The 22075-nt window shown below is 62.4% G+C and carries 33 protein-coding genes; 3 read left to right on the top strand and 30 right to left on the bottom strand.

The window, feature by feature from the left end; all coding sequences use genetic code 11:
* The first annotated feature begins 168 nt into the window (after positions 1-168).
* On the top strand, positions 169-1083 hold the full coding sequence (locus KIH81_RS09535; protein ID WP_214305129.1) for a tRNA pseudouridine synthase A: 915 nt from the start codon (positions 169-171) through the stop codon (positions 1081-1083).
* 260 nt (positions 1084-1343) lie between these two features.
* Here the strand turns inward: KIH81_RS09535 and rplQ are convergent, their stop codons facing one another.
* The 29 genes from rplQ to rpsJ form a co-directional block, all read right to left on the bottom strand.
* The gene (rplQ, locus tag KIH81_RS09530) at positions 1344-1826 is read right to left on the bottom strand and encodes a 50S ribosomal protein L17 (RefSeq protein ID WP_214305100.1); all 483 of its coding nucleotides are present in this window, start codon (positions 1824-1826) and stop codon (positions 1344-1346) included.
* Between the two features lie 97 nt (positions 1827-1923).
* Positions 1924-2919 carry a DNA-directed RNA polymerase subunit alpha gene (locus KIH81_RS09525; RefSeq protein ID WP_109057469.1) on the bottom strand — a complete coding sequence of 332 codons (996 nt, stop codon included), beginning with the start codon at positions 2917-2919 and terminating at the stop codon, positions 1924-1926.
* A gap of 78 nt (positions 2920-2997) precedes the next feature.
* A complete protein-coding gene (rpsK, locus tag KIH81_RS09520) occupies positions 2998-3399 on the bottom strand; it encodes a 30S ribosomal protein S11 (protein ID WP_034527262.1) in 402 nt (133 codons plus the stop codon).
* Between the two features lie 86 nt (positions 3400-3485).
* The gene (rpsM, locus tag KIH81_RS09515) at positions 3486-3863 is read right to left on the bottom strand and encodes a 30S ribosomal protein S13 (protein WP_014484255.1); all 378 of its coding nucleotides are present in this window, start codon (positions 3861-3863) and stop codon (positions 3486-3488) included.
* A 147-nt stretch (positions 3864-4010) separates the two neighbouring features.
* Positions 4011-4124 (bottom strand): 50S ribosomal protein L36, encoded by a 114-nt coding sequence (gene rpmJ / locus KIH81_RS09510; RefSeq protein ID WP_003814578.1) that lies wholly within the window; start codon positions 4122-4124, stop codon positions 4011-4013.
* 22 nt (positions 4125-4146) lie between these two features.
* The gene (infA, locus tag KIH81_RS09505; RefSeq protein WP_003808114.1) at positions 4147-4365 is read right to left on the bottom strand and encodes a translation initiation factor IF-1; all 219 of its coding nucleotides are present in this window, start codon (positions 4363-4365) and stop codon (positions 4147-4149) included.
* A gap of 180 nt (positions 4366-4545) precedes the next feature.
* On the bottom strand, positions 4546-5106 hold the full coding sequence (locus tag KIH81_RS09500; protein ID WP_214305099.1) for an adenylate kinase: 561 nt from the start codon (positions 5104-5106) through the stop codon (positions 4546-4548).
* A 235-nt stretch (positions 5107-5341) separates the two neighbouring features.
* A complete protein-coding gene (secY, locus tag KIH81_RS09495; RefSeq protein ID WP_214305098.1) occupies positions 5342-6679 on the bottom strand; it encodes a preprotein translocase subunit SecY in 1338 nt (445 codons plus the stop codon).
* A 275-nt stretch (positions 6680-6954) separates the two neighbouring features.
* Positions 6955-7407 (bottom strand): 50S ribosomal protein L15, encoded by a 453-nt coding sequence (rplO, locus tag KIH81_RS09490; protein ID WP_109057472.1) that lies wholly within the window; start codon positions 7405-7407, stop codon positions 6955-6957.
* Positions 7408-7409: 2 nt separating this feature from the next.
* Positions 7410-7595, bottom strand: coding sequence for a 50S ribosomal protein L30 (rpmD, locus tag KIH81_RS09485; RefSeq protein ID WP_094666801.1), 186 nt, complete (start codon positions 7593-7595; stop codon positions 7410-7412).
* A 5-nt stretch (positions 7596-7600) separates the two neighbouring features.
* Positions 7601-8332 (bottom strand): 30S ribosomal protein S5, encoded by a 732-nt coding sequence (gene rpsE, locus KIH81_RS09480; RefSeq protein WP_214305097.1) that lies wholly within the window; start codon positions 8330-8332, stop codon positions 7601-7603.
* Positions 8329-8700 (bottom strand): 50S ribosomal protein L18, encoded by a 372-nt coding sequence (gene rplR / locus KIH81_RS09475; protein WP_109057474.1) that lies wholly within the window; start codon positions 8698-8700, stop codon positions 8329-8331. Before rplR ends, rpsE begins: the two co-directional genes overlap by 4 nt.
* Before the next feature lies 1 nt (position 8701).
* Positions 8702-9241 (bottom strand): 50S ribosomal protein L6, encoded by a 540-nt coding sequence (rplF, locus tag KIH81_RS09470; protein ID WP_214305096.1) that lies wholly within the window; start codon positions 9239-9241, stop codon positions 8702-8704.
* 17 nt (positions 9242-9258) lie between these two features.
* Complete coding sequence (rpsH, locus tag KIH81_RS09465) at positions 9259-9657, bottom strand: 30S ribosomal protein S8 (protein ID WP_003829896.1); 399 nt, start codon at positions 9655-9657, stop codon at positions 9259-9261.
* Positions 9658-9748: 91 nt separating this feature from the next.
* The gene (locus KIH81_RS09460) at positions 9749-9934 is read right to left on the bottom strand and encodes a type Z 30S ribosomal protein S14 (RefSeq protein ID WP_003814530.1); all 186 of its coding nucleotides are present in this window, start codon (positions 9932-9934) and stop codon (positions 9749-9751) included.
* A gap of 1 nt (position 9935) precedes the next feature.
* A complete protein-coding gene (gene rplE, locus KIH81_RS09455) occupies positions 9936-10511 on the bottom strand; it encodes a 50S ribosomal protein L5 (protein WP_109057476.1) in 576 nt (191 codons plus the stop codon).
* Positions 10508-10843 (bottom strand): 50S ribosomal protein L24, encoded by a 336-nt coding sequence (gene rplX / locus KIH81_RS09450; protein WP_094666734.1) that lies wholly within the window; start codon positions 10841-10843, stop codon positions 10508-10510. Before rplX ends, rplE begins: the two co-directional genes overlap by 4 nt.
* A gap of 1 nt (position 10844) precedes the next feature.
* Positions 10845-11213 (bottom strand): 50S ribosomal protein L14, encoded by a 369-nt coding sequence (gene rplN / locus KIH81_RS09445; protein WP_003829893.1) that lies wholly within the window; start codon positions 11211-11213, stop codon positions 10845-10847.
* 112 nt (positions 11214-11325) lie between these two features.
* Positions 11326-11586, bottom strand: coding sequence for a 30S ribosomal protein S17 (gene rpsQ / locus KIH81_RS09440; protein ID WP_094666732.1), 261 nt, complete (start codon positions 11584-11586; stop codon positions 11326-11328).
* 2 nt (positions 11587-11588) lie between these two features.
* Positions 11589-11840, bottom strand: a complete 252-nt coding sequence (gene rpmC / locus KIH81_RS09435; RefSeq protein WP_109057477.1) for a 50S ribosomal protein L29 — start codon at positions 11838-11840, stop codon at positions 11589-11591.
* On the bottom strand, positions 11840-12259 hold the full coding sequence (gene rplP / locus KIH81_RS09430) for a 50S ribosomal protein L16 (RefSeq protein WP_109057478.1): 420 nt from the start codon (positions 12257-12259) through the stop codon (positions 11840-11842). Before rplP ends, rpmC begins: the two co-directional genes overlap by 1 nt.
* 6 nt (positions 12260-12265) lie before the next feature.
* A complete protein-coding gene (gene rpsC / locus KIH81_RS09425) occupies positions 12266-13063 on the bottom strand; it encodes a 30S ribosomal protein S3 (protein ID WP_109057479.1) in 798 nt (265 codons plus the stop codon).
* A 2-nt stretch (positions 13064-13065) separates the two neighbouring features.
* Complete coding sequence (gene rplV, locus KIH81_RS09420) at positions 13066-13425, bottom strand: 50S ribosomal protein L22 (protein WP_109057480.1); 360 nt, start codon at positions 13423-13425, stop codon at positions 13066-13068.
* A 17-nt stretch (positions 13426-13442) separates the two neighbouring features.
* Positions 13443-13721 carry a 30S ribosomal protein S19 gene (gene rpsS / locus KIH81_RS09415; protein ID WP_003814508.1) on the bottom strand — a complete coding sequence of 93 codons (279 nt, stop codon included), beginning with the start codon at positions 13719-13721 and terminating at the stop codon, positions 13443-13445.
* Positions 13722-13736: 15 nt separating this feature from the next.
* On the bottom strand, positions 13737-14567 hold the full coding sequence (gene rplB, locus KIH81_RS09410) for a 50S ribosomal protein L2 (protein ID WP_109057481.1): 831 nt from the start codon (positions 14565-14567) through the stop codon (positions 13737-13739).
* 36 nt (positions 14568-14603) lie between these two features.
* Positions 14604-14900, bottom strand: coding sequence for a 50S ribosomal protein L23 (rplW, locus tag KIH81_RS09405; RefSeq protein WP_109057482.1), 297 nt, complete (start codon positions 14898-14900; stop codon positions 14604-14606).
* Between the two features lie 5 nt (positions 14901-14905).
* Positions 14906-15565 (bottom strand): 50S ribosomal protein L4, encoded by a 660-nt coding sequence (gene rplD / locus KIH81_RS09400; protein ID WP_109057483.1) that lies wholly within the window; start codon positions 15563-15565, stop codon positions 14906-14908.
* 6 nt (positions 15566-15571) lie between these two features.
* The gene (gene rplC / locus KIH81_RS09395; RefSeq protein ID WP_109057484.1) at positions 15572-16213 is read right to left on the bottom strand and encodes a 50S ribosomal protein L3; all 642 of its coding nucleotides are present in this window, start codon (positions 16211-16213) and stop codon (positions 15572-15574) included.
* Positions 16214-16229: 16 nt separating this feature from the next.
* Positions 16230-16538, bottom strand: coding sequence for a 30S ribosomal protein S10 (gene rpsJ / locus KIH81_RS09390; protein ID WP_003808013.1), 309 nt, complete (start codon positions 16536-16538; stop codon positions 16230-16232).
* 347 nt (positions 16539-16885) lie between these two features.
* Between rpsJ and budA the strand changes: the two genes are divergently transcribed.
* Positions 16886-17650 (top strand): acetolactate decarboxylase, encoded by a 765-nt coding sequence (budA, locus tag KIH81_RS09385; RefSeq protein ID WP_109057485.1) that lies wholly within the window; start codon positions 16886-16888, stop codon positions 17648-17650.
* 181 nt (positions 17651-17831) lie between these two features.
* Complete coding sequence (locus tag KIH81_RS09380) at positions 17832-18680, top strand: YwiC-like family protein (protein WP_109057486.1); 849 nt, start codon at positions 17832-17834, stop codon at positions 18678-18680.
* Between the two features lie 219 nt (positions 18681-18899).
* On the opposite strand, the gene adhE is transcribed toward KIH81_RS09380, so the two are convergent.
* Positions 18900-21632, bottom strand: coding sequence for a bifunctional acetaldehyde-CoA/alcohol dehydrogenase (gene adhE, locus KIH81_RS09375; protein WP_214305095.1), 2733 nt, complete (start codon positions 21630-21632; stop codon positions 18900-18902).
* Between the last annotated feature and the right edge of the window lie 443 nt (positions 21633-22075).

The following is a 22075-nucleotide window of genomic DNA, read 5'->3' as shown; positions in this document are numbered from 1 at the left end:
GTTGCTTGTAATCTAGGCCGGGCCCGTTTCGGCAAACGTGCGGATATGTTACGGGCAGGTCACTTGGGCATGCGTGCAGGCGGGGACATGGGTAAGTGCGCAGGCAGGGCCTGAGTATGCGCATGGCCGTGATGCCTTCCGATGCCGATAGGATGGTGGGCTATGACGATGACTCGACTTCGCCTTGATTTGGCTTATGACGGCGGCGGATTCTTCGGCTGGGCACGCCAGCCCGAGCTGCGTACGGTGCAGGGCACCATCGAGGACGCATTGCACAAGGTGTTGCGTGTGCCGGCCGATGACGCCGACGAGCCGTTGCGGCTCACGGTGGCAGGCCGTACGGATACCGGCGTTCATGCCTCGCATCAGGTGGCGCATCTGGATGTGTCGCCGGAGGTGCTCGCCCGTTGCCAGGGCCATATGGATGTGCCGGTGTGCGAGGCTCTGGCCCGCCGACTCAAGGCCGTGCTGCCTGCGGACATCGTGATGCATCGGGTGTCCGTGGCACCGGATGGGTTCGATGCCCGGTTCTCCGCTTTGGAGCGCACGTATGTGTATCGTGTGGCCGACCGGTCCAGCGAGGTGGACCCGCGTCTGCGCGGATGTGTGCTGCGTGTGGACGAGGCCTTGGATGTGGACGTGATGAACGCGGCCGCCGCGATGACGATCGGCCTTCATGATTTCGGTTCGTTCGCCACTCCGAACCCCGGCGGCACCACGATCCGCGAGGTCAAGGCCGCGTATTGGCGGCGGGTACCAACCACTCCCCTGGTTCCTGAGGAATTGGCCATGGGCGAGGCCTATCGGACGCCGTCGTTGGAGTCCGGCCTGCTGGTGTTCACGATTGTGGCGGACGCCTTCGCCCGCAATATGGTGCGTTCCCTGGTCGGCTCATGCGTGAAGGTGGGGTCGGGACGCAAGTCGTTGGACTGGTTCGCCGGGAAGATGGCCGAACCGGTGCGTGAAGGTTCAAGCGGGCCGATCGCGCCGCAGGGCCTGACGCTGGAACACATCGCCTATCCGGCCGACGACCAGCTCGCCTCCCGCGCCGAGGCCATCCGTGCCGTCCGCACGCTCCCCTGATCCGCAAGGCTCCGTGAGGACTCCATGCATCACGGCTCTCCCACGGTGTGGTAATTTCCGCACCGTGTGGTTGACAACAGATGCACTCAGACGCCAAAACCGCATAATAAAGCCGTTCCTGCGAACCACACGGTGCGGGAATTACCACACCGTGGAGTGGCGATGGAGTGGCAACCACCGCCTGATACGCAATGAGGGTTGGAACCCAAACGGATTCCAACCCTCATTCAGCTTCAACAGCTAGATGCTGTGCTTCAAGCTCACTCGGCGTTCTCGGCGGGAGCCTCGGCAGCAGCGGTCTCCTCGGCCGGAGCCTCAGCAACCGGAGCCTCGTCGGCAACCTTGGTGGCAGCCTCGGCTTCCTTCACCACGGCCTTCTTGGCAACCGGCTCGGTGACGAGCTCGATGATGGCGGCCGGAGCGGCATCGCCGACGCGCGGGGCGATCTTGACGATACGGGTGTAGCCACCCTCACGCTGCTCCATCTGTTCGGCAATCTGGGTGAACAGGACGTGCACCACGGACTTGTTGCGGATGACGCGCATCACGCGACGGCGGGAGTGCAGATCACCGCGCTTGGCGAAGGTGATCAGGCGCTCGGCCAGCGGACGAAGGCGCTTGGCCTTCGGCAGCGTGGTGGTGATGCGGCCGTTCTGGAACAGGCTGGTCGCCATGTTTGCCAGCATGAGGCGCTCGTGTGCGGGGCTGGAAGCCAGACGCGGGCCCTTCTTAGGTGTAGGCATGGGATTAACTCCTTATTGTCCGTGAGCCCGGGCAGGTGGGCATATGCCCGAACATCCGCTCGGGACTCACCGGACGTGTTTTAGTGAAAGGGGCAGATCACTCGTCTTCCGGCGAGAAGAAGGTGCCACCTTCGAGATTGTTGGTGTCGAAGGCCATCGGCGAGGACTTGAGGCTCAGACCCAGGGTCTGCAGCTTCTCCTTGACCTCATCGATCGACTTCATACCGAAATTGCGGATGTCGAGCAGGTCCTGCTCGGTGTGGGAGACGAGCTCGCCGATCGTGTGGATGCCCTCACGCTTGAGGCAGTTGTAGGAACGCTGCGTCAGGTTGAGGTCCTCGATCGGGACCGCCATCTCGGGGTTGGTCTCCTCGGCCACCGGGGCCGGACCGACCTCGACGCCCTCGGCCTGGGTGTTGAGCTCACGGCACAGGCCGAACAGCTCCACCAGGGTCGAACCGGCGGAAGCCACCGCATCACGCGGGGAAATGGCGGGCTTGGTCTCCACGTCCAGAATGAGCTTGTCGAAGTCCGTGCGCTGTTCCACACGGGTGGCCTCGACCTTGTAGCTCACCTTGAGCACCGGGGAGTAGATGGAATCGACCGGAATACGGCCGATCTCACCGTTATCCTGCTTGTTCATCTGGGCAGGCACATAACCGCGGCCGCGCTCGACGGTGAACTCGATCTCGAGTTCGCCATCCTCGGCGAGGGTCGCAATGTGATGCTCAGGATTGGCGATGGTGACGCCGGCCGGCGGGGTGATGTCCCCGGCGGTAGCCTCGCCCTTGCCGCTCTTGCGCAGGTACATGACCACAGGCTCGTCATATTCGCTGGTGAGCACGATGCCCTTGGTGTTCAGCAGGATCTCGGTGACATCCTCCTGGACGCCCGGCAGAGTGGTGAACTCGTGCAGGGCACCGGAGATGCGCACGGAGGTCACGGCAGCACCCGGGATGGAACTCAGCAGCGTGCGACGCAGCGAGTTGCCGAGCGTATAGCCGAAGCCAGGCTCAAGCGGCTCGATGGTGAAGCGGGAGCGCTGCGGATTCAGAGATTCCTCGGTCAGAGTCGGACGCTGTGCAATAAGCACTGTGGTTATCCTTTCAGCTTGACTCGGTGGTGCACTCACCGGTTAAGCGGTTTTGGATGGATTGGTATTGCTGAGTGCTCAGACGCGACGACGCTTCGGAGGACGAACGCCGTTGTGGGCTTGCGGGGTGACGTCGGTGATGGAGCCGACCTCGAGGCCCGCGGACTGCAGGGAGCGGATGGCGGTCTCACGACCGGAACCCGGACCCTTGACGAACACGTCGACCTTCTTGACACCGTGCTCCATGGCCTTGCGGGCGGCGGACTCGGCAGCCATACCAGCAGCGTACGGCGTGGACTTACGGGAGCCCTTGAAACCGACATCGCCACCGGAGGCCCAGGACACCACAGCGCCGGACGGATCGGTGATCGAGATGATCGTGTTGTTGAAAGTGGACTTGATGTGAGCCTGACCCACCGGGATCGACTTACGGTCGCGGCGACGGGCGGGCTTACGAGCGGCTTGCTTAGGAGCTGCCATTGACCCTCGTTTCCTAGTAACGAACTTTATTGTTGACGCCCGGACGATGGGATGGGATCATCCCGTGGCCCGGATCATGCCACCGACTACTTGGTGGCCTTCTTCTTTCCGGCGACCGTACGCTTCGGGCCCTTGCGGGTGCGGGCGTTGGTCTTGGTGCGCTGACCACGCACGGGAAGTCCCTTACGGTGACGCTGGCCTTGGTAGCAGTTGATCTGAATCTTGCGACGAATGTCCGCATCGATTTCACGACGCAGGTCACCCTCGATCTTGTAGTTGGCCTCGAGGTAGTCACGCAGCGTAATCAGCTGCTCGTCGGTGAGATCCTTGACGCGGATGTCCGGGTTGATACCGGTCGCGGCAAGCGTTTCCTTGGCACGAGTGCGACCCACACCGAAAATGTAGGTGAGGGCGATCTCGATGCGCTTCTCATTGGGGATGTCGACTCCGGCAAGACGTGCCATTGCGATTCCTTCTTGTTTCCGTAGGTCTTGCACCCACTCGCCCGGTTTCCCGGCACGGGCCTACGTACCCGTGGTTCAGTGTCGTTCCCTGACGGGAAGCACTGTGAGGGAGTGCCTGTTTACTTAATGCCGCTGGAGAATCTGCTCTCAGCCCTGACGCTGCTTGTGGCGGGGGTTGGTGCAGATCACCATGACGCGGCCGTGACGACGGATCACGCGGCAGTTTTCGCAGATCCTCTTCACGCTAGGGCTGACCTTCATGGTTATCCTTTTCTGTGTACCTTTACTTATAACGGTACGTAATACGTCCGCGGTTCAGGTCGTAGGGGCTCATCTCGAGCACGACACGATCCTGCGGAAGGATGCGGATGTAGTTCTTACGCATCTTGCCGGAGATCGTGGCGAGCACGATGTGCTTGTTTTCGAGCTCTACGCGAAACATCGCGTTCGGCAGTGCTTCCACTACCTGACCTTCGACTTCAATCACACCGTCTTTTGCCATGCGCCTCAGTGTCCTATCCTTGGATGATTACTATGACGTGTACGAAGACACACCAACCTATAACTATATACGCAGATGCCCCTTTGCGGCACTCGGCGTGTCGCAAAGGGGCATCTGTTGGAAAATATGCTAACCAGCTGGGCTGTACGGTCGGTCAGCCAACCGACCGGCAACCGGCAATCAGCCGAGCTCAGCGATGATCGTCTTGCTGATCTCGTCGATCTCGCCGACGCCGTTGACGGCGACCAGCAGGCCACGGGACTTGTAGGTGTCCAGCAGCGGGGCGGTCTCCTTCTCGTAGGTCTCCAGGCGCTTGGCGATGGCCTCCGGCGTGTCGTCGGCGCGGCCCTGCTCGGCGGCGCGTTTCTTCATGCGCTCCAGCAGCACGTCGCGGCCGGCTTCGAGGGCCACCACGTGGTCGAGCTTGGTGCTCAGCTCGGCGAGCATCTCGTCGAGGGCCTCGACCTGGGAGGCATTGCGCGGGTAGCCGTCGAGGATCCAGCCGTTGGCGCAGTCCTCCTTGGCCAGACGGTCCTTGACGATCTTGTTGGTCAGGGAGTCCGGGACCAGCTCGCCCTTGTCCGTGTAGCTCATGGCCTCAAGACCCAGCTCGGTCTTGTTCTTGATGTTGTAGCGGAAGATGTCGCCGGTGGAGATGGTGGGGATGCCGTAGTGCTCGGCGAGCAGCGCGGCCTGGGTGCCCTTGCCCACGCCCTGGGGGCCCATGATCAGCAGACGCATGATGTACTCCTTAACAATGCTGTATTTGGGGGTTATATGAGCTCCCCTCAGTCGCTTGCGCCAGCTCCCCTCAGCGAGGGAAGACTATCAACGCACATGGCTCCCCTCTCTGAGGGGAGCTGTCAGCGGAGCTGACTGAGGGGAGCCGAGGTCGTGTGGCCTTCCATTTGGGAAAGGCCAAAACAATACACAGATGCGGTACCGGCCGGATGACCGATACCGCATCGGAAAAGGTTTACTTGCCTTCCTTGTGGTCCACGTTCTCGAGCAGGAAGCCGGTGTACTGGAACTGCTCGGTCTGGGCCTTGGCCTGGCGCAGGGTGTCGAGGCCCACGCCGGCGATGATCAGGATGGTGGTGCCACCGAACGGCAGCTTGGCGTTGAGGCCGAGGGCCATGATGAGCACGGTCGGGATCAGGGCCACGAACAGCAGGTAGACCGCACCGACGGTGTTGAGTCGGTTCATGACGTAGGTCAGGTAGCGGGAGGTGGCGCTGCCGGCGCGGATGCCGGGGATGAAGCCGCCGTACTGCTTCATGTTGTCCGCGGTCTCGTCCGGGTTGAACGTGATCGAGGTGTAGAAGAAGCAGAAGAACACGATCATCAGCGCGTACAGCGCGATGTACCACACGGAGGTGGTGTTCGCCAGGTTGGAGTTGATCCACTTGACCCAGGACTGGTCGGACTTGCCGAACTGGGCGATCAGGGTCGGGATGGCCAGGATCGAGGAGGCGAAGATCGGCGGGATGACGCCGGACATGTTGATCTTGAGCGGCAGGTAGGTGGAGGAGCCGCCGTACATCTTGCGGCCGATCATGCGGCGGGTGTACTGCACCGGCACACGGCGCTGGCACAGCTCGACGAAGTCGACGAAGATGAGGATGACCACGAGCACGGAGACGACGATGCCGAACTTGGCCCAATCGCCATCAGTGCCGTTGGTGCCCCAGCCGATCTCCCACAGCTGCGGCAGGAAGCCGGAGCAGATGGACATGAAGATCAAGATGGACATGCCCTGGCCGATGCCCTTGTCGGTGATGAGCTCGGCCATCCACATGATCAGGCCGGTGCCGCCGGTCATGATGAGGACCATGACCACGAGGTTCCACACGGAGCCGTCCGGGATGACCTGGTCGCACTGATAGTTGAACAGGGCGCCGGAGCGGGCGGTGACGAGGATGGTGGTGGACTGGAGCACGGCCAGGCCGATGGTCAGGTAACGGGTGTACTGGGTGAGCTTGGCCTCACCGGACTGGCCTTCCTTGTGCAGGGCCTCGAAGCGCGGGATGACCACACGCAGCAGCTGCACCACGATGGAGGCGGTGATGTACGGCATGACGCCCAGCGCGAAGATGGACAGCTGGAGCATGGCGCCGCCGGAGAAGAGGTTCACCAGTCCGATGAAGTTCTCGGACGCGGTCTGCATCTTGCCCGCGCAGTCCTGGACGACCGAGTACTTGACGCCCGGGGTCGGGATGAACGAGCCGATACGGTAGACGATGATGATGAACAGGACGAAGAGAATCTTCTTCCTCAGCTCTTTGGTCTTCAGGGCCTGGATTAGTGTCCTCACCTGGGTTTCCTCCCTATGACGCCCCCTCGGGCGTGCGAAATTACACAAACTATCAAACGAGCATAGTCTAACGGGCCTACTTAGGCCACCATATGTCTCGTGGATGTTTGCTGGATGGTATCTCTGTCATGCTGAACGAGGTGAGGCAGCTGCGGATGCGGGCGAATCGCCGGTGCTCCACTGCGCTCAGAATGACCGCCTTTTATGCGCAGTGGCCCCCGTCCACCGATTGGCGGGCGGGGGCCACTATCAGGCTATTGTGCCCCTAAGGACGCTCAGTCCTCGGAGACGGAGCCGCCAGCGGCTTCGATCTTGGCCTTGGCGGAAGCCGAAGCCTTCACGCCCTTGAGCGTGAACGCCACGGTGGTCTCGCCTTCGCCCAGGACCTTCACCGGGGCGTTGTTGCGCACAACACCCTTGGCGACCAGGTCGGCCGCGGTGATCTCGCCGCCCTGAGGGAAGACCTCAGCGAGCTTGGCGATGTTGACCACCTGGAACTCGACCTTGAACGGGTTCTTGAAGCCACGCAGCTTCGGCAGGCGCATGTACAGCGGCAGCTGGCCACCTTCGAAGCCCGGACGAACGTGGTAACGCTTCGTCTGGCCCTTGGCGCCACGGCCGGCGGTCTTGCCCTTGGAGCCTTCACCGCGGCCAACGCGAATGCGATCGCGGTTGGCGCCCGGGGCGGGCTTCAGGTCATGCATCTGCAGGATCTCGTTATCTGCCATAATCAGTCAACCTCCTCGACGGTGACCAGGTGACGCACGGCGTTCACCAGACCACGGTTGGCCGGGGTGTCCGGACGGACGACGGTCTTGCCGATCTTGTTCAGGCCGAGGGTCTTGACGGTGGCGCGCTGAGCCGGGGTACGGTTCACGATGCCGTGGTGCAGGGTAATCTTCAGGTTTTTAGCCATGGGAATCACTCACCATCCTTCTCGTCAGCAGCGGCCTTGGCGGCAGCCTCTTCACGAGCCTTGCGGGCCTCGGCGATGCCTTCGGCGCGAGCACGCAGCAGAGCGTCGGGAGCGACCTCGTTGAGGGCCAGACCACGACGGGCGGCGATCTCCTCGGGCTCCTCAAGCTGCTTGAGGGCGTCGACGGTAGCGCGCACCACGTTGACAGCGGTGGCGGAGCCCATCGACTTGGACAGGACGTCGGTGATGCCCGCGCACTCCATGACGGCGCGCACGGAACCGCCGGCGATTACACCGGTACCGGGAGCGGCCGGACGCAGCAGGACGGTGCCGGCGGCGTCGTGACCCTGAACCGGGTGGGTGATGGTGCCCTTGACGCGCGGCACAGTGAACATGTGCTTCTTGGCGTCAAGCTGGCCCTTGGCGATGGCGGCCGGGACCTCACGGGACTTGCCGTAGCCGACACCAACGGTGCCGTTACCGTCGCCGACCACAACCAGGGCGGCGAAGCTGAAGGTACGGCCACCCTTGTGGGTCTTGGACACGCGGTTGATGGTCACCACGCGATCGAGCAGCTCGTCGCCGTGGTTCTCCTCACGACGGTTGCGACGCTCGCCGCGACGGCCTTCGCCGCGCTGGCCACGACGACCCTTGCGGTCCTCGTTGTTGGATTCGGTCGCCACAGTGTTCTGAGTCTCTTCAGCCACTTGGGTTTCCTTCGTTTCGTTGTCGCTCACAGTGCAAGACCTCCCTCGCGGGCGCCTTCAGCAACGGCTGCGACGCGACCGGTGTACTTGTTGCCACCGCGGTCGAAGACGACCTCGGTGATGCCGGCGGCCTTGGCCTTCTCGGCGATCAGCTCGCCGACCTTCTTGGCAGCCTCGACCTTGGTGCCCTCAAAGCCGGCGAAGTCGGCCTGCAGGGTGGAGGCGGACACGAGGGTCATGCCCTTGGTGTCGTCGACCACCTGGGCAACCATGTGGCGGTTGGAGCGGGTGACCACCAGGCGCGGACGCTCGGGGGTACCGGAGATACGCTTGCGGATACGTGCGTGACGGCGCTTGAGGGCGACCTTCTTGCCTTTTCCGAGAATCTTGACGCTCATATCACTTACCAGCCTTTCCAGCCTTGCGCAGGATGTGCTCGTCAGCGTACTTGATGCCCTTGCCCTTGTAGGGTTCCGGAGCACGCAGCTTGCGGATGTTGGCGGCGACCTGACCCACGGTCTGCTTGTCGGTGCCCTTGACGATCACGGTGTTCGGGTTCGGAACCTCGAAAGTGATGCCGGCAGGCGGGTTGACGGTGATGGTGTGGGAGTAGCCGAGGAAGAACTCGATGCCCTGGCCCTTGGCGACGGCGCGGTAACCGGTGCCGACGATCTGGAGGGTCTTGGAGTAGCCATCGTGCACGCCCTTGACCATACCGGCCATGATGGAGCGGGCCAGACCGTGCTTGGCACGGGTCGGACGCAGGTCGTCGGCCGGGGTAACGATGATCTCGTTGCCCTCGACGGCGGCGGTGATGCCTTCCGGCAGGGTGTAGGAGTCAGAGCCCTTGGCGCCCTTGGCGGAGAAGGACTGACCCTCGATCGTGACTTCCACGCCAGCAGGGATGGCGATGGGGAGCTTACCAATATGCGATGCCATGTTTCAGCTCTCCTTTCTCACCACACGAAGGCGACAATCTCGCCGCCAATGCCTCGGTCGAGGCATTCCTTCTGAGTCAGCAGTCCCGAGGAGGTCGAGATGATGGCGATACCCAGACCACCGAGCGGCATCGGCAGGGAGTCGGACTTGGCGTAGCGACGCAGGCCCGGCTTGGAGATGCGCTTGATGCCCTGAATGGAACGCTCACCGTTCGGACCGTACTTGAGGGTGACCTCAAGAGTCTGGCCGACCTTGGCTTCCTTGGCGGTGAAGTCCTTGATGTAGCCTTCACGCTTCAGGATCTCGGCGATGTTCGCCTTGAACTTGGAGTACGGCATATCCACGGTTTCGTGCTTAGCCGCGCTCGCGTTACGCAGACGAGTCAGCATGTCTGCGATCGGATCTGTCATTGTCATTTGGGCTTGTTGCCCTTTCTCGCTATGGTTTCCGCCGCCCTCACGCTTCACTTGTGGAAGCGATCGGGCCGCGGACCTTCAGCGTCGATGTTTACCAACTGGACTTCGTAACGCCGGGCAGCTCGCCGCGGTGAGCCTTCTCACGAAGGCAGATGCGGCACAGGCCGAACTTGCGGTAGACGGAGTGGGGACGACCACAAACCTGGCAGCGCGTGTAGGCGCGAACCTTGAACTTCGGCTTGCCGGCCGCCTTGTTCTTCAGAGCGGTTTTTGCCATATCAGTTCTCCTTGAAGGGGAAGCCGAGGTGCTTGAGCAGCGCGTAGGCTTCCTTGTCGTCCTTGGTGGAGGTCACCACAGTGATGTCCATACCGCGCACGTGATCGATCGAATCGGGATCGATCTCGTGGAACATGGACTGCTCGGTGAGACCAAAGTTGTAGTTGCCCTGGCCATCGAACTGGTGGCCGTTGATGCCGCGGAAGTCGCGGATACGGGGCAGCGCCAGGGTCAGCAGACGATCCAGGAACTCCCACATGCGGTCGCCACGCAGGGTGACGTACGCACCGATGGCCTGGCCCTCACGCAGGTGGAACTGAGCGACGGACTTCTTGGCCTTGGTGATCTTCGGCTTCTGACCGGTGATCACGGTGAGATCCTTGACGGCGCCTTCGATGAGCTTGGAGTCGCGAGCGGCGGCACCAACACCCATGGAGACGACGACCTTCTGCACACGAGCGACCTGCATCGGGTTGGAGTACTTGAACTCCTTCTCCAGCTCAGGGATGATCTGCTCGTTGTACTTGACCTTCAAGCGCGGGGTGGCCGGCGCTTCGACGACGGTAGTATCGGTCATGCCAGCTCCTTTCCGGACTTCTTGGCGACGCGCACGCGCACGGTCTTCACCTTGCCGTCACGCGCCTCTTCCTTGATGGTGACGCCCACGCGGGTCGGCTGCTTGGTCTCCGGGTCGATGACCATCACGTTGGAGCGATGGATCGGAGCCTCGACGGAGACGATGCCAGCCTGCTGGCCCTGCTGCGTGGCGCGCACGTGCTTCTTGACGATCTGCACGCCTTCGACGATCAGTCGGTCGTTCGGCAGCACCTGCTTGACGGTGCCTTCCTTGCCGCGGTCCTTGCCGCGGATGACCTTCACCAGGTCGCCGCTCTTGATCTTGGCTACCATGTCAGATCACCTCCGGGGCGAGGGACACGATCTTCATGAACTTGTGCTCACGCAGTTCACGACCAACCGGTCCGAAGATACGAGTGCCCTTCGGTTCACGGCCGGAGCCGAGAATGACGGCGGCGTTCTCGTCGAACTTGATGTAGGAACCGTCCGCACGACGGGATTCCTTGACAGTACGGACGACGACGGCCTTGACCACATCGCCCTTCTTGACCGACCCGCCAGGGATCGCATCCTTGACGGAGGCGACGATCACGTCGCCGATGCCGGCATAGCGTCGCTTCGATCCGCCGAGCACGCGGATGGCGAGGAGTTCCTTCGCACCCGTGTTGTCGGCGACATGAAGCCGCGTTTCCTGCTGAATCATTGATTCTCCTTAGCCGAGCTGGTTCTCCCCGCACACCGGGCGCGGTCGGATAAACGCACAGAACATCTATCTAACCGCGCCCGGTGGACGGCGAGCCTTGCCGAACTTGTTTTTACTTGGCGCGCTCGATGATGGACTCGAGACGCCAGCGCTTGGTCTTGCTCAGAGGACGAGTCTCCATGATACTCACGAGGTCGCCAACGTGGGCTTCGTTGTGTTCATCATGGGCCTTGACCTTCTTGGTGGTACGCACAACCTTGCCGTACAGCGGGTGGGTCGCGCGCTTCTCGAGCTCGACGGTGATCGTCTTGTCCATGGCTTCGGACACGACGTAGCCGCGGCGAACCTTACGGAAGTTACGCTCTTCAGCCATAATCACTTCTCCTTGGATTCGGTAGCGGCCGGCTCCTGGCTGATGCCAAGCTCGCGCTCGCGCAGCACGGTGTACATGCGGGCGATATCGTGCTTGACGGCCTTGAGACGGGCAGTGTTATCGAGCTGACCGGTGGCGGACTGGAAGCGCAGGTTGAACAGCTCTTCCTTGGACTTCTTCAGGAAGCCCTCGATCTCCTCGTTGGTCTTCTCGTTGAGATTCTTGATGGAGTACTCAGCGGTACCGACTGCCATCAGATATCACCACCTTCACGTGCGATAATGCGGCACTTCATCGGGAGCTTGTCGATGGCGCGGCGCAGGGCCTCGCGAGCGACATCCTCGGACACGCCACCGATCTCGAACATCACACGACCGGGACGGATGTTGGCGACCCAGAACTCCGGGGCACCCTTACCGGAACCCATTCGGGCGCCGAGGGCGTGCTTGGTCAGCGGACGATCCGGGAAGACCGTGATCCACACGCGGCCACCACGCTTGATGTAGCGGGTCATGGCGATACGGGCGGCTTCGATCTGACGGTTGGTCACGTAGGCCGGGGCGAGGGACTGGATGGCGAAATCACCGAAGTTGATCTCGTTGCCGCCCTTGGACATGCCAGAACGCACGGGGCGGTGCTGCTTGCGGTACTTAGTCCTCTTGGGGATAAGCATTCTTGCTCACTCCTTCGTCTCTGCAGCTTCGGCAGCGGGAGCCTCGGCCTTCGCGGCCTCGGCAGCCTGCGGGGCGGCAGAACGGTTGCCACGGCGCGGACGGCGATCGCCGCGACGGCCCGGGCGGTTGTTGTTCTGCTGAGCCTGCTGCTCTTCGAACTCGGATTCGGTCATGTCGCCCTTGTAGATCCAGACCTTGACGCCGATGCGGCCGTACGTGGTCTTGGCCTCAAAGAAACCGTAATCGATGAGGGCGCGGAGGGTCTGCAGCGGAACGCGGCCCTCACGGTAGAACTCGGAACGGCTCATTTCCGCACCGCCGAGGCGGCCGGAGAGCTTGATGCGGATACCCTTGGCACCGGCGCGCATTGCGTCCTGCTGGGCCTTGCGCATGGCACGACGGAAGGTGACGCGGTTGGTCAGCTGCTCGGCGATGCCCTGAGCGACGAGCTGGGCGTCCAGCGCGGCGTTCTTGACCTCGAAGATGTTGAGCTGAACCTGCTTGCCGGTCATCTTCTCCAGCTTGGCGCGGACCTTCTCGGCCTCGGCGCCACGGCGACCGATCACGATGCCCGGACGGGCGGTGTGAATGTCGACGCGGACGCGGTCACGGGTGCGCTCGATCACGATCTTGCTCACGCCGGCGCGCTCGAGGTCCTTGTTCATCTCCTTGCGGATCTGATCGTCCTCAAGCACGAAGTCGCGGTAGCGTTCGCCGGCCTTGTTGGAGTCGGAGAACCACTTGGAGCGGTGGTTCTCGGTGATGCCCAGACGGTAGCCAAACGGATTGATCTTCTGACCCATCTTTAGCGGGCTCCTTCCTTGTTAGCCACGACGACCGTGATGTGGGAGGTGCGCTTGTTGATGCGAGCGGCACGGCCCTGGGCACGAGCGCGGAAGCGCTTGAGGGTCACGCCTTCGTCAACGAAGGTCTCCTTGATGTACAGGTCGTTCTCGCGGAACGGCTCGCCGGCCTTGTCGGCCTTCACGCGGGCGTTGGCGATGGCGCTCTCCAGGGTCTTGCGGACCGGCAGGGCCGCGGCCTGAGGGGCGAACTTCAAAATGGTGACGGCTTCGGTCGCCTTCTTGCCGCGGATGAGGTCGACCATGCGGCGAGCCTTGCGCGGCGTCACGCGGACGTGACGAGCGATTGCTTTAGCTTCCATGTTCTTTTCCTTATCCTTTAGCGGCGGGCCTTCTTGTCGTCCTTCACGTGACCCTTGAAGGTCTTCGTGGGGGCGAACTCACCCAGCTTGTGACCAACCATGGCCTCGGTGACGAACACCGGGACATGCTTGCGACCATCGTGAACGGCGAAGGTGTGTCCGATGAAGTCAGGGGTGATCATCGAACGACGGGACCACGTCTTGATGACGTTCTTGGTGCCCTTCTCGTTCTGCTCGTCGACTTTCTTCTGCAAGTGGGCGTCGACGAAGGGGCCCTTCTTGATGCTACGAGTCATCTTCTCGATACTCCCTTACTTGCGGTTCTTGCCGGACGGACGGCGACGAACAATCATCTTGTTCGAAGCCTTCTTCGGACGACGAGTACGAACCTCGCCCTTGCCCCACGGAGAGACCGGCGGCTTACCACCGCGGGTACGACCGCCGTGCGGGTGGTCGACCGGGTTCATGGACTCACCACGGGTGATCGGACGGTGGCCGATCCAGCGGGCGCGGCCAGCCTTGCCGAGCTGGATGTTGGCGTGGTCCTCGTTGCCGACCTCGCCGATGGTGGCGCGGCAGCGCGCATCGACGTTGCGGATTTCGCCGGACGGCATACGCAGCTGGGCGTAGGCGCCATCCTTGGCGACGAGCTGGACGGCGGCACCGGCGGAGCGGGCGATCTTGGCGCCGCCGAGCGGGCGGAGCTCGATCGCGTGGACCACGGTACCGGTCGGGATGTTGGCCAGCGGCAGGTTGTTGCCCGGCTTGATATCGGCCTGGGCACCGGTCTCGATGACGTCACCCTGCTTGATGCCCTTCGGCGCGATGATGTAGCGCTTCTCGCCATCAGCGAAGTGCAGGAGGGCGATGCGGGCGGAACGGTTCGGATCGTACTCGATCTCGGCAACCTTGGCGGGCACGCCGTCCTTGTCCCAACGCTTGAAGTCGATGAGACGGTACTGGCGCTTGTGGCCGCCACCGCGGTGACGGGAGGTGATACGGCCGTAGGAGTTACGACCGCCGGTCTTGGAGTTCTTGCGAACCAGCGACTTCTCAGGCGTGGAGCGCGTCAGCTCGGAGAAATCCGAGACAGAAGCGTTGCGGCGGCCTGCGGTCGTCGGCTTGTAAACGCGGATAGCCATAATGTAGTTCTTCCTTTAACTTTTCTCGGCTAGCCTTCAGTTGCCGAAGATGTCGATCGTCTGGCCCTCGGCGACGGTCACGATCGCGCGCTTCTGGGAAGCACGGTAGCCGAAACCGGTGCGGGTGCGCTGCTTCTTGCCAGCGCGGTTGAGGGTGTTGACGTTCGTCACCTTGACCTTGAAGATCTCTTCGATTGCCTGCTTGATCTGGACCTTGTTGGCGTCCTTAGCAACCACGAAGGTGTACTGGCCACGGTCGGAAGCGGCGTAGCTCTTCTCGGAGACGACGGGCTTCAGGATCACGTCGTGAGCGGGCTTGTGGATAGCGACCATCTAAATCAGGCCTCCTTCGGCTCGGTCTTGGCAGCCACGAAAGCCTCGAAGGCTTCCTTGGTGAAGACCACGTACTGCGCGGTGACCACGTCGTACGTGTTGAGCTGATCGACGAAAATCGGGTGAACGTTCGGCAGGTTGCGCACGGAGAGCCACTCGTTGATGTTGTCGCGAGTGAAGACAATCGTGGCGAACTTGTCGGCGGTGATCGGGTTCAGCGCGGCGAGAGCGGCCTTGGTGGACGGGGTATCGGTGATGCCGAAGTCCACAACGGCGATGCGACCGGCGTTGGCGCGATCGGACAGGACGTAGCGCAGGGCCGCGGCCTTCATCTTCTTGGGGGTGCGCTGGGCGTAGCTACGCGGCACCGGGCCGTGGATGACGCCACCGTGGACCCACTGCGGAGCGCGGGTCGAGCCCTGACGAGCGCGACCGGTGCCCTTCTGCTTCCACGGCTTCTTGCCGCCGCCGGAGACCTTGGACTGGTTCTTGACGGCGTGGGTGCCCTGGCGGGCAGCCGCGAGCTGGGCGATGACGACCTGGTGGACCAGCGGCACGTGAGCCTGGATATCCTCGTTGGAGATACCGAAGAGCTCAGCGGGGGCTTCGATGGTACCGGTGGCCTGGCCCTTGGCGTCGGTGACGTTCAGAGTAACGTTTGCCATGGTTTATCAGGCTCCCTTCACAGCCGAGCGGACGAGAACGATGCCGCCCTTGGGGCCGGGGACGGCACCCTTGATGGCGATGATGCCGTTCTCGACATCAGCGGAGACGACGGTCAGGTTCTGCACGGTGGAGGTCACATGACCCATGCGGCCAGCCATGCGCTTGCCCTTGAGAATACGGCTCGGAGTGGCGCATGCGCCCACGGAGCCAGGACGGCGCTCGTTCTTGTGAGAGCCGTGGGAACGACGGTAGGACTTGAAGCCCCAGCGCTTGATGGTGCCGGCGAAGCCCTTACCCTTGGTGGTGCCGGTCACATCGACCTCGGCACCTTCCTCGAAGAGGTCGGCGGCCAGTTCCTGGCCAGCCTCGAACTCCTCGACGTTGTCGGTGCGCACCTCGACGAGGTGGCGACGCGGGGTGACACCGGCCTTGGCGAAGTGGCCAGCCAGCGGCTTGGTCACCTTGGTCGGGTCGATGGCGCCGTAGCCGAGCTGCACGGCCTTGTAGCCGTCGGTCTCCTCGGTCTTGACGGCGGTCACCACGTTGGTGGACACGTCGACGAGCGTGACGGGCACGAAGAAGCCGTTCTCATCCCACACCTGGGACATGCCGAGCTTCTTGCCCAGCAGAGCCTTGCGATTAGACATAATGCTTCCTCCTCCCTTACAGCTTGATCTCGATGTTGACGTCCGCAGGCAGATCGATGTGCATCAGAGAGTCCACGGCCTTGGGGGTCGGGTCCACGATGTCGATGAGACGCTTGTGAGTGCGCATCTCGAAGTGCTCGCGAGAATCCTTGTACTTGTGAGGAGAACGAATAACAACAAAGACGTTCTTCTCGGTCGGCAGCGGAACGGGGCCAACAACAGTTGCGCCCGCGTTCGTCACCGTTTCGACGATCTTCTTCGCCGATTGGTCGATGACCTCGTGGTCATAGGACTTAAGCCTGATGCGGATTTTCTGTCCCGCCATTGCCGTCCGCCCTTTCTAGCGATGTTCGTTGTACTGTTTACCAACCTGCTTCTAGGGCACCGGCGCGTAATGCCCTCCATTGGACATGAGTCCTCTGGCGGTCATCCACATCAGTGCGCAGTCTCCGGCATCCGCTCCCTTCGAAGCACTCCGGCCTGCGCTCGCTTTTTTAATTCCAATTTGCGAGCCCAAATCAGGCAACTTGTTTATCTAAGCATTCGGGCGGGACTAAACGGCGGCCTGAGGAACTCGGGCGTGTCGCCGCCAATCGGTTCGTGGCGAAAGTCACGTCCGGAGCGGGAGGACGGGGATTGTGCGGGCCGGGCGGGGCTATTAACGTGACTGGCGTGACGCAATCGTTGGCCAAGAACATCCGTCCCATCACCGAGCACGGCGCGAACGTGTTGTACCAGCACGGCACGTTGGCACTGCTGGTGCCGGGCCTGCTGGAGGGCACCACCACCATCGGCGAGCTGCTCAGGCACGGCGACACCGGCATCGGCACCGGCGAGGGGCTGGACGGCGAGCTCATCATCCTGGACGGCATCGCCTACAAGATCGGACAGTCCGGCGTGGCCGAACGGGTACCGGACGACTTCACCATGCCGTTCGCCAATTCGCACCGTGCAGCCTACCAATACCAATGCGAGCGCACGGATATCGGCCTCGAGGAGCTCAACAAGCGCATCGTGGAGGCCAACGGCCGCGCCAACAGCTTCTTCTCCGTGATCGTGCACGGCACGTTCAGCTTCATGAAGACCCGTGCCGTCATCAAACAGCAGGCGCCCTACCCCACGTTGCTTGAGGTTGCCGACCGGCAGGCCATCTTCCTGCGCCACGACGTGACCGGCACCATGCTGGGCTACTTCTCCCCCGTGATGTTCCACGGTGCGGCCGTGGCCGGGTTCCACGAGCATTTCCTTTCCGACGACCACACCTTCGGCGGCCATGTGCTCGACGCGGTGCTCGGCCACGGCAAAATCTATAGCCAGGTGTTCGACACGCTGGTCACGCATCTGCCGGTGGACGACCCGGAATATCGAAACCACGATTTCAGCCGGGACAACATCGCCGAGGCCATCACCAGCGCCGAGGGGGACACCGCTCATTGAAGACGCATGCGCGTGCCTTATACGTATATATACGTATAGGCAACACAATCCATTACTAGTGCCATGGTCTGCCTCCTCCGCCTCCCCTCTTGCACATGTGACAAGTCATGGCTTCGCCCTGCCGCACAGATTTGCCTAGTCTCCCTGTTGCACACGGCCCGGGCCTGATACCTTGGGAACCATGAGCGAACAGCCCTCCACCTTGCAGCGGCGGCCATCATCATCCGCAGCACACCCGTCGTCACGCCGGAAAACCGCCGTTCGCGACTGGATTCCCGATCAGCCCGGCGCATGGGCGATGGCGCTCCTGCCGGCGCTGGCCGGCATGATCGCAGGTGGCACGAACGCGGTCACCGTCTGGCTGTTCGCCGCATGGGTGTTGTGTTACTGCACGCAATTCACCGTAGCGCGTTGGCTCAAGTCACGATTCGCGCGCCGCTACGCGCCGCCGGTTGCCGTATATACGGTATTGCTTGCCGCGGCCGGGCTTCCATTCGTGATCTTCCACCCGGCGGTCCTGTGGTGGGCGCCGTTATACGCCACGCTGGCCGCATTGTCGTTCGTCGCCGCATGGCTGCGCCGAGAACGGACGCTCTGGGGCAATTCGGTCGCGATCCTCGCCGCCTGCACCATGGCGATGGCCGTCGGCTCGTTCGGCACCCATGCGGCAGACGCGAAGTATCCGGCGCTCGCCAACGGCGGTCTGCCTGCCGCCATCGTCTTTCTGCTCACCCAGTTCGGGTCGGTGCTGTTCGTGAAGACGATGATTCGGGAACGCGGCAATAGAGGATATCTCTGGGCCTCGTGGATTTGGCATGGCACGCTGCTGGTCGCGGCATTCGGCCTGTGGGGGCTGCTGGGATTCAGACGATTGTTCGTGATGCCGGCGATTGTCTGCCTGTGGCTGCTGGCCAGGGCGATTGCCATGCCACTGATTGCCCGGCAACGCAACATCAAACCGATTGCGGTGGGATTGGTCGAGATGGCATCGAGCCTGGCCGTTTTCGCGGCCGTATTGATGACATTCTGAAGCCCTCAAAAAAGGAAGGCTCTGTTAAACCAAGATTCGCACAATTCCGTCGGACTACCCCTCAGTCAGCTTCGTCGACAGCTCCCCTGACAAGGGGAGCCGAGAATGGGAACATGTCAATCTTGGTTTAACAGAGCTAAAAGGAAGCCCGTCCGGGAGTGGACGGGCTTCCTTTATATATGCGATATACGCATCCGGCTAGCGGCCGGAATCAGGCGATCAGACGCGCTCGGAGGCTTCCTCGGTGGCGGCCTCGCCTTCACGCTCGACGCGCAGCTTGTGGCCTTCCGCCTGGGAGACGCCGTAGTAGGCGGCCACGGCGATGTCCTTCATGTCGTTGATCAGCGGGATGCGCGGGTTGGCCGGGGTGCACTGGTCCTCGTAGGCGCGCATGCCGATCTGGTCGAGCACGCTCCAGAAGTAGTCCTCGTCCACGCCGCAATCCTGGAAGCTCTTGTTCATGCCGAGCTTGTTGTCGCGGTAGTCCTCCACGGCCTTCGCCAGGTTCTCGACGGCCTCGGCCGGGGTCTTGCCGGTGTCGATGCCGAGGTTGCGGGCGATGTCCTGGTAGCGCTCCGGGGCGATGTACTTGTTGTACTTCGGCCAGGAGGTGGGCTCCTCCGGGATCTGGCCGTTGTAGCGGATCACGTACGGCAGCAGGATGGAGTTGGTGCGGCCGTGGGCGATGTGGCACAGGGCGCCGATGGTGTGGGCCATGCCGTGGCACATGCCGAGGAACGCGGAGCCGAAGGCCATGCCGGCCATGGTGGCGGCGTTGTGCATCTTCTCCTGGGCGTCGGTCTTGGCCAGGCCGGGCTCGCCGTTGACGGACTCAGCCAGGTTGTCCCAGATGAGCTTGGCGGCGTGCAGGGCCATGCCGTCCGTGAAGTCGTTGGCGTACACGGACACGTAGGCCTCGAAGGAGTGGGTCAGGGCGTCGAAGCCGGCGTCGGAGGCCAGCTTGCGCGGCTGGGTGCGGGCCAGCACCGGATCCACGATGGCCACGGACGGGGTCAGCGCGTAGTCGGTGATCGGGTACTTGTAGCCGGTCTTGTGGTCGGTGATCACGGCGAACGGCGTAACCTCGGAACCGGTGCCGGAGGAGGTCGGGATGCACACGAGCTTGGCCTTCTTGCCCAGCGGCGGGATCTTGAAGGCGCGCTTGCGGATATCGAAGAACTTCTCGCGCACGTCGGAGAAGGCGATTTCCGGGTGCTCGTAGAGCAGCCACATGATCTTCGCGGCGTCCATCGGGGAACCACCGCCGACGGCGATGATGGTGTCCGGCTCGAACTCCTCGCGCATCATCTCGGCGCCCTTCTCGACGGTCTCGACGGAGGGCTCCGGCTCGACGTAGTCGATGATGCGGAAGGTCACGCGGTTGGCGCGGGCGCGCAGCTGGTCGATGATCTTGTCGACGATGCCGAGCTGCTCCATGACCTTGTCGCACACGATGACGGCCTTCTCGATGCCGTACATGTCGCGCAGGTACTTGACGGCGTTCGGCTCGAAGTAGGTCTTGGCCGGGATCTTGAACCACTGCATGTTGTTGTTCCTCCGAGCGATGCGCTTGATGTTGACGAGGTTCACGGCCTGCACGTTGCCGGACACCGAGTTGCCGCCGTAGGAGCCGCAGCCCAGGGTCAGGGACGGGGCGATGGCGTTGTAGATGTCGCCGATGCCGCCGAGGGAGGAGGGCTGGTTCCAAATGATGCGGCAGGCGTGCATACGGACGCCGTACTCACGCACGAGCTCCTGGTTGTTGGTGTGGATGGCGGCGGTGTGGCCGGCGCCGAGCTTGAGCATCTTCTCGCACATCTCGAAGGCCTGCTCCTTGGAGTCGGCCTTGAGCACGGCCTGCACCGGGGCGAGCTTCTCGTGGGTCAGCGGCTCGTCGTCGGAGACTTCCTTGCACTCGGCGGCGATGATGGTGGCGTCGGCCGGGATCTCGAAGCCGGCGGCCTTGGCGATGAACTGCGGGGACTTGCCCGGCACCACGGAGTTCAGCTTCGGCATCTGGCCGCTTCCGGCGGTGCAGCCGAACATGTACTGCTCGAGCTTGGCCTTCTCCTCGGCGTTGACGAAGTACGCCTTGCGGGCCTTGAGCTCCTTGATGAGCGGGGCGTAGACGTCCTTGTGGGCGATGATGGCCTGCTCGGTGGCGCAGATCATGCCGTAATCGAAGTGCTTGGAGAGCACCAGGTCGTTGGCGGCGCGCACGATGTCCACGTCGGAGTCGATGTAGGCCGGGGCGTTGCCGGCGCCCACGCCGAGAGCGGGCTTGCCGGAGGAGTAGGCGGCCTTGACCATGCCCGGACCACCGGTGGCGAGGATGGTGGCGATGCCCGGGTGCTTCATCAGGGCGCCGGTGGCCTCGATGGACGGGTGCTCGATCCACTGGATGCAGTTGGCCGGGGCACCGGCCTCGATGGCGGCGTCACGCACGATGCGGGCGGCCTCGACGGAGCACTTCTGGGCGCCCGGGTGGAAGCCGAAGATGATCGGGCAGCGGGTCTTCAGGGCGATGAGCGACTTGAAGATGGCGGTGGAGGTCGGGTTGGTGACCGGGGTGACGCCGGCGACCACGCCGACCGGCTCGGCCACTTCGTCGATGCCCATGACGTCGTCCTCGCGGATGATGCCGACGGTCTTCTGGCCGGCGAGGTAGTTGGTCACGTGCTCGCAGGCGAAGATGTTCTTGGTGGCCTTGTCTTCCACGAGGCCACGTCCGGTCTCGTCGACGGCCATCTTGGCCAGGACCAGGTGCTTGTTCAGCGCGGCGATGGACGCCTTGGCGACGATGCGGTCGACCTGCTTCTGGTCGAGGTTCTCGAACTCATCCAGAGCCTTGAGGCCCTTGGCGACCAGGGCGTCGACCTCGGCCTGGGCCGCGGCCTGCTTCTCTTCGGGGGTCGGCTTGACGTCTTCGACCTTGTTCTTTGCTTCTGCCACTTGGGGTCCTCCTCGATCTTTCTTGGGGTATATGGCAAAGTTCCCTTGTGCAGCGGGCTGCCATGCGCCGTCCGGATCCCGGCATGGGGTACCGGCCCGGGGCGATCGCAACCGTGCTGTCGTCACAACGCTGTGTGACCTGAGTCACAATATACAGAAGGCCCCACGGTGCTGCATGCGCACAAAAACGACGGCGTTTCATGTTTGATTATGAACTGTTTTTGTAATGTTCTGTGCGAAATAGCTTAAAAAGAGCGTCAATCTCGGCATTTTTGATACTTTTTGTGCGTTTTTTGACGTTCCGCACAGCAATATCCCACCATCTCCCGCACAACTTTATAAAAGCTATTTTCTAAAAGTTCCCCCATCTTGCCTTTTTTTGGAAAACGTGTTTAGATAAGTGCCAGCAATCACCGTAATTCCAACGTCTGAGCGTTCGCAAT

Origin of the sequence: Bifidobacterium miconisargentati (assembly GCF_019331675.1) — a bacterium.
Lineage (GTDB): Bacteria > Actinomycetota > Actinomycetes > Actinomycetales > Bifidobacteriaceae > Bifidobacterium > Bifidobacterium miconisargentati.
Note: the sequence above shows the minus strand (reverse complement) of the source record. Positions and strands in the feature narration are given on the sequence as shown.

Coding starts and splice junctions, on each gene's coding strand:
- KIH81_RS09460 (WP_003814530.1), bottom strand. CDS start 9,934: ATGGCAAAAACCGCTCTGAAGAACAAGGCGGCCGGCAAGCCGAAGTTC.
- rpmC (WP_109057477.1), bottom strand. CDS start 11,840: ATGGCAGTCGGTACCGCTGAGTACTCCATCAAGAATCTCAACGAGAAG.
- KIH81_RS09535 (WP_214305129.1), top strand. CDS start 169: ATGACTCGACTTCGCCTTGATTTGGCTTATGACGGCGGCGGATTCTTC.
- rplD (WP_109057483.1), bottom strand. CDS start 15,565: ATGGCAAACGTTACTCTGAACGTCACCGACGCCAAGGGCCAGGCCACC.
- rpsH (WP_003829896.1), bottom strand. CDS start 9,657: ATGACAATGACAGATCCGATCGCAGACATGCTGACTCGTCTGCGTAAC.
- rplF (WP_214305096.1), bottom strand. CDS start 9,241: ATGGCATCGCATATTGGTAAGCTCCCCATCGCCATCCCTGCTGGCGTG.
- rpmD (WP_094666801.1), bottom strand. CDS start 7,595: ATGGCTAAAAACCTGAAGATTACCCTGCACCACGGCATCGTGAACCGT.
- rpsC (WP_109057479.1), bottom strand. CDS start 13,063: ATGGGTCAGAAGATCAATCCGTTTGGCTACCGTCTGGGCATCACCGAG.
- rpmJ (WP_003814578.1), bottom strand. CDS start 4,124: ATGAAGGTCAGCCCTAGCGTGAAGAGGATCTGCGAAAACTGCCGCGTG.
- rplB (WP_109057481.1), bottom strand. CDS start 14,567: ATGGCTATCCGCGTTTACAAGCCGACGACCGCAGGCCGCCGCAACGCT.
- rpsQ (WP_094666732.1), bottom strand. CDS start 11,586: ATGGCTGAAGAGCGTAACTTCCGTAAGGTTCGCCGCGGCTACGTCGTG.
- rpsJ (WP_003808013.1), bottom strand. CDS start 16,538: ATGGCGGGACAGAAAATCCGCATCAGGCTTAAGTCCTATGACCACGAG.
- infA (WP_003808114.1), bottom strand. CDS start 4,365: ATGGCAAAAGACGGTGTGATTGAAGTCGAAGGTCAGGTAGTGGAAGCA.
- KIH81_RS09380 (WP_109057486.1), top strand. CDS start 17,832: ATGAGCGAACAGCCCTCCACCTTGCAGCGGCGGCCATCATCATCCGCA.
- rplC (WP_109057484.1), bottom strand. CDS start 16,213: ATGTCTAATCGCAAGGCTCTGCTGGGCAAGAAGCTCGGCATGTCCCAG.
- rplO (WP_109057472.1), bottom strand. CDS start 7,407: ATGGCAGATAACGAGATCCTGCAGATGCATGACCTGAAGCCCGCCCCG.
- rplQ (WP_214305100.1), bottom strand. CDS start 1,826: ATGCCTACACCTAAGAAGGGCCCGCGTCTGGCTTCCAGCCCCGCACAC.
- rplW (WP_109057482.1), bottom strand. CDS start 14,900: ATGGTCGCTATCCACAAGCCCGCTCACGACGTGATCCTGAAGCCCGTC.
- rpsK (WP_034527262.1), bottom strand. CDS start 3,399: ATGGCAGCTCCTAAGCAAGCCGCTCGTAAGCCCGCCCGTCGCCGCGAC.
- rpsS (WP_003814508.1), bottom strand. CDS start 13,721: ATGACTCGTAGCATCAAGAAGGGCCCCTTCGTCGACGCCCACTTGCAG.
- rplX (WP_094666734.1), bottom strand. CDS start 10,843: ATGGTAGCCAAGATCAAGAGCGGCGACCTGGTGAAGGTCATCCGCGGC.
- rplP (WP_109057478.1), bottom strand. CDS start 12,259: ATGCTTATCCCCAAGAGGACTAAGTACCGCAAGCAGCACCGCCCCGTG.
- rpsM (WP_014484255.1), bottom strand. CDS start 3,863: ATGGCACGTCTTGCCGGAGTCGACATCCCCAATGAGAAGCGCATCGAG.
- rplE (WP_109057476.1), bottom strand. CDS start 10,511: ATGACCGATACTACCGTCGTCGAAGCGCCGGCCACCCCGCGCTTGAAG.
- rplR (WP_109057474.1), bottom strand. CDS start 8,700: ATGAGCGTCAAGATTCTCGGAAAAGGCAAGAAGGTCGCCCTCAAGCGC.
- rplN (WP_003829893.1), bottom strand. CDS start 11,213: ATGATTCAGCAGGAAACGCGGCTTCATGTCGCCGACAACACGGGTGCG.
- KIH81_RS09500 (WP_214305099.1), bottom strand. CDS start 5,106: ATGCGTCTGCTGATCATGGGCCCCCAGGGCGTGGGCAAGGGCACCCAG.
- rplV (WP_109057480.1), bottom strand. CDS start 13,425: ATGGAAGCTAAAGCAATCGCTCGTCACGTCCGCGTGACGCCGCGCAAG.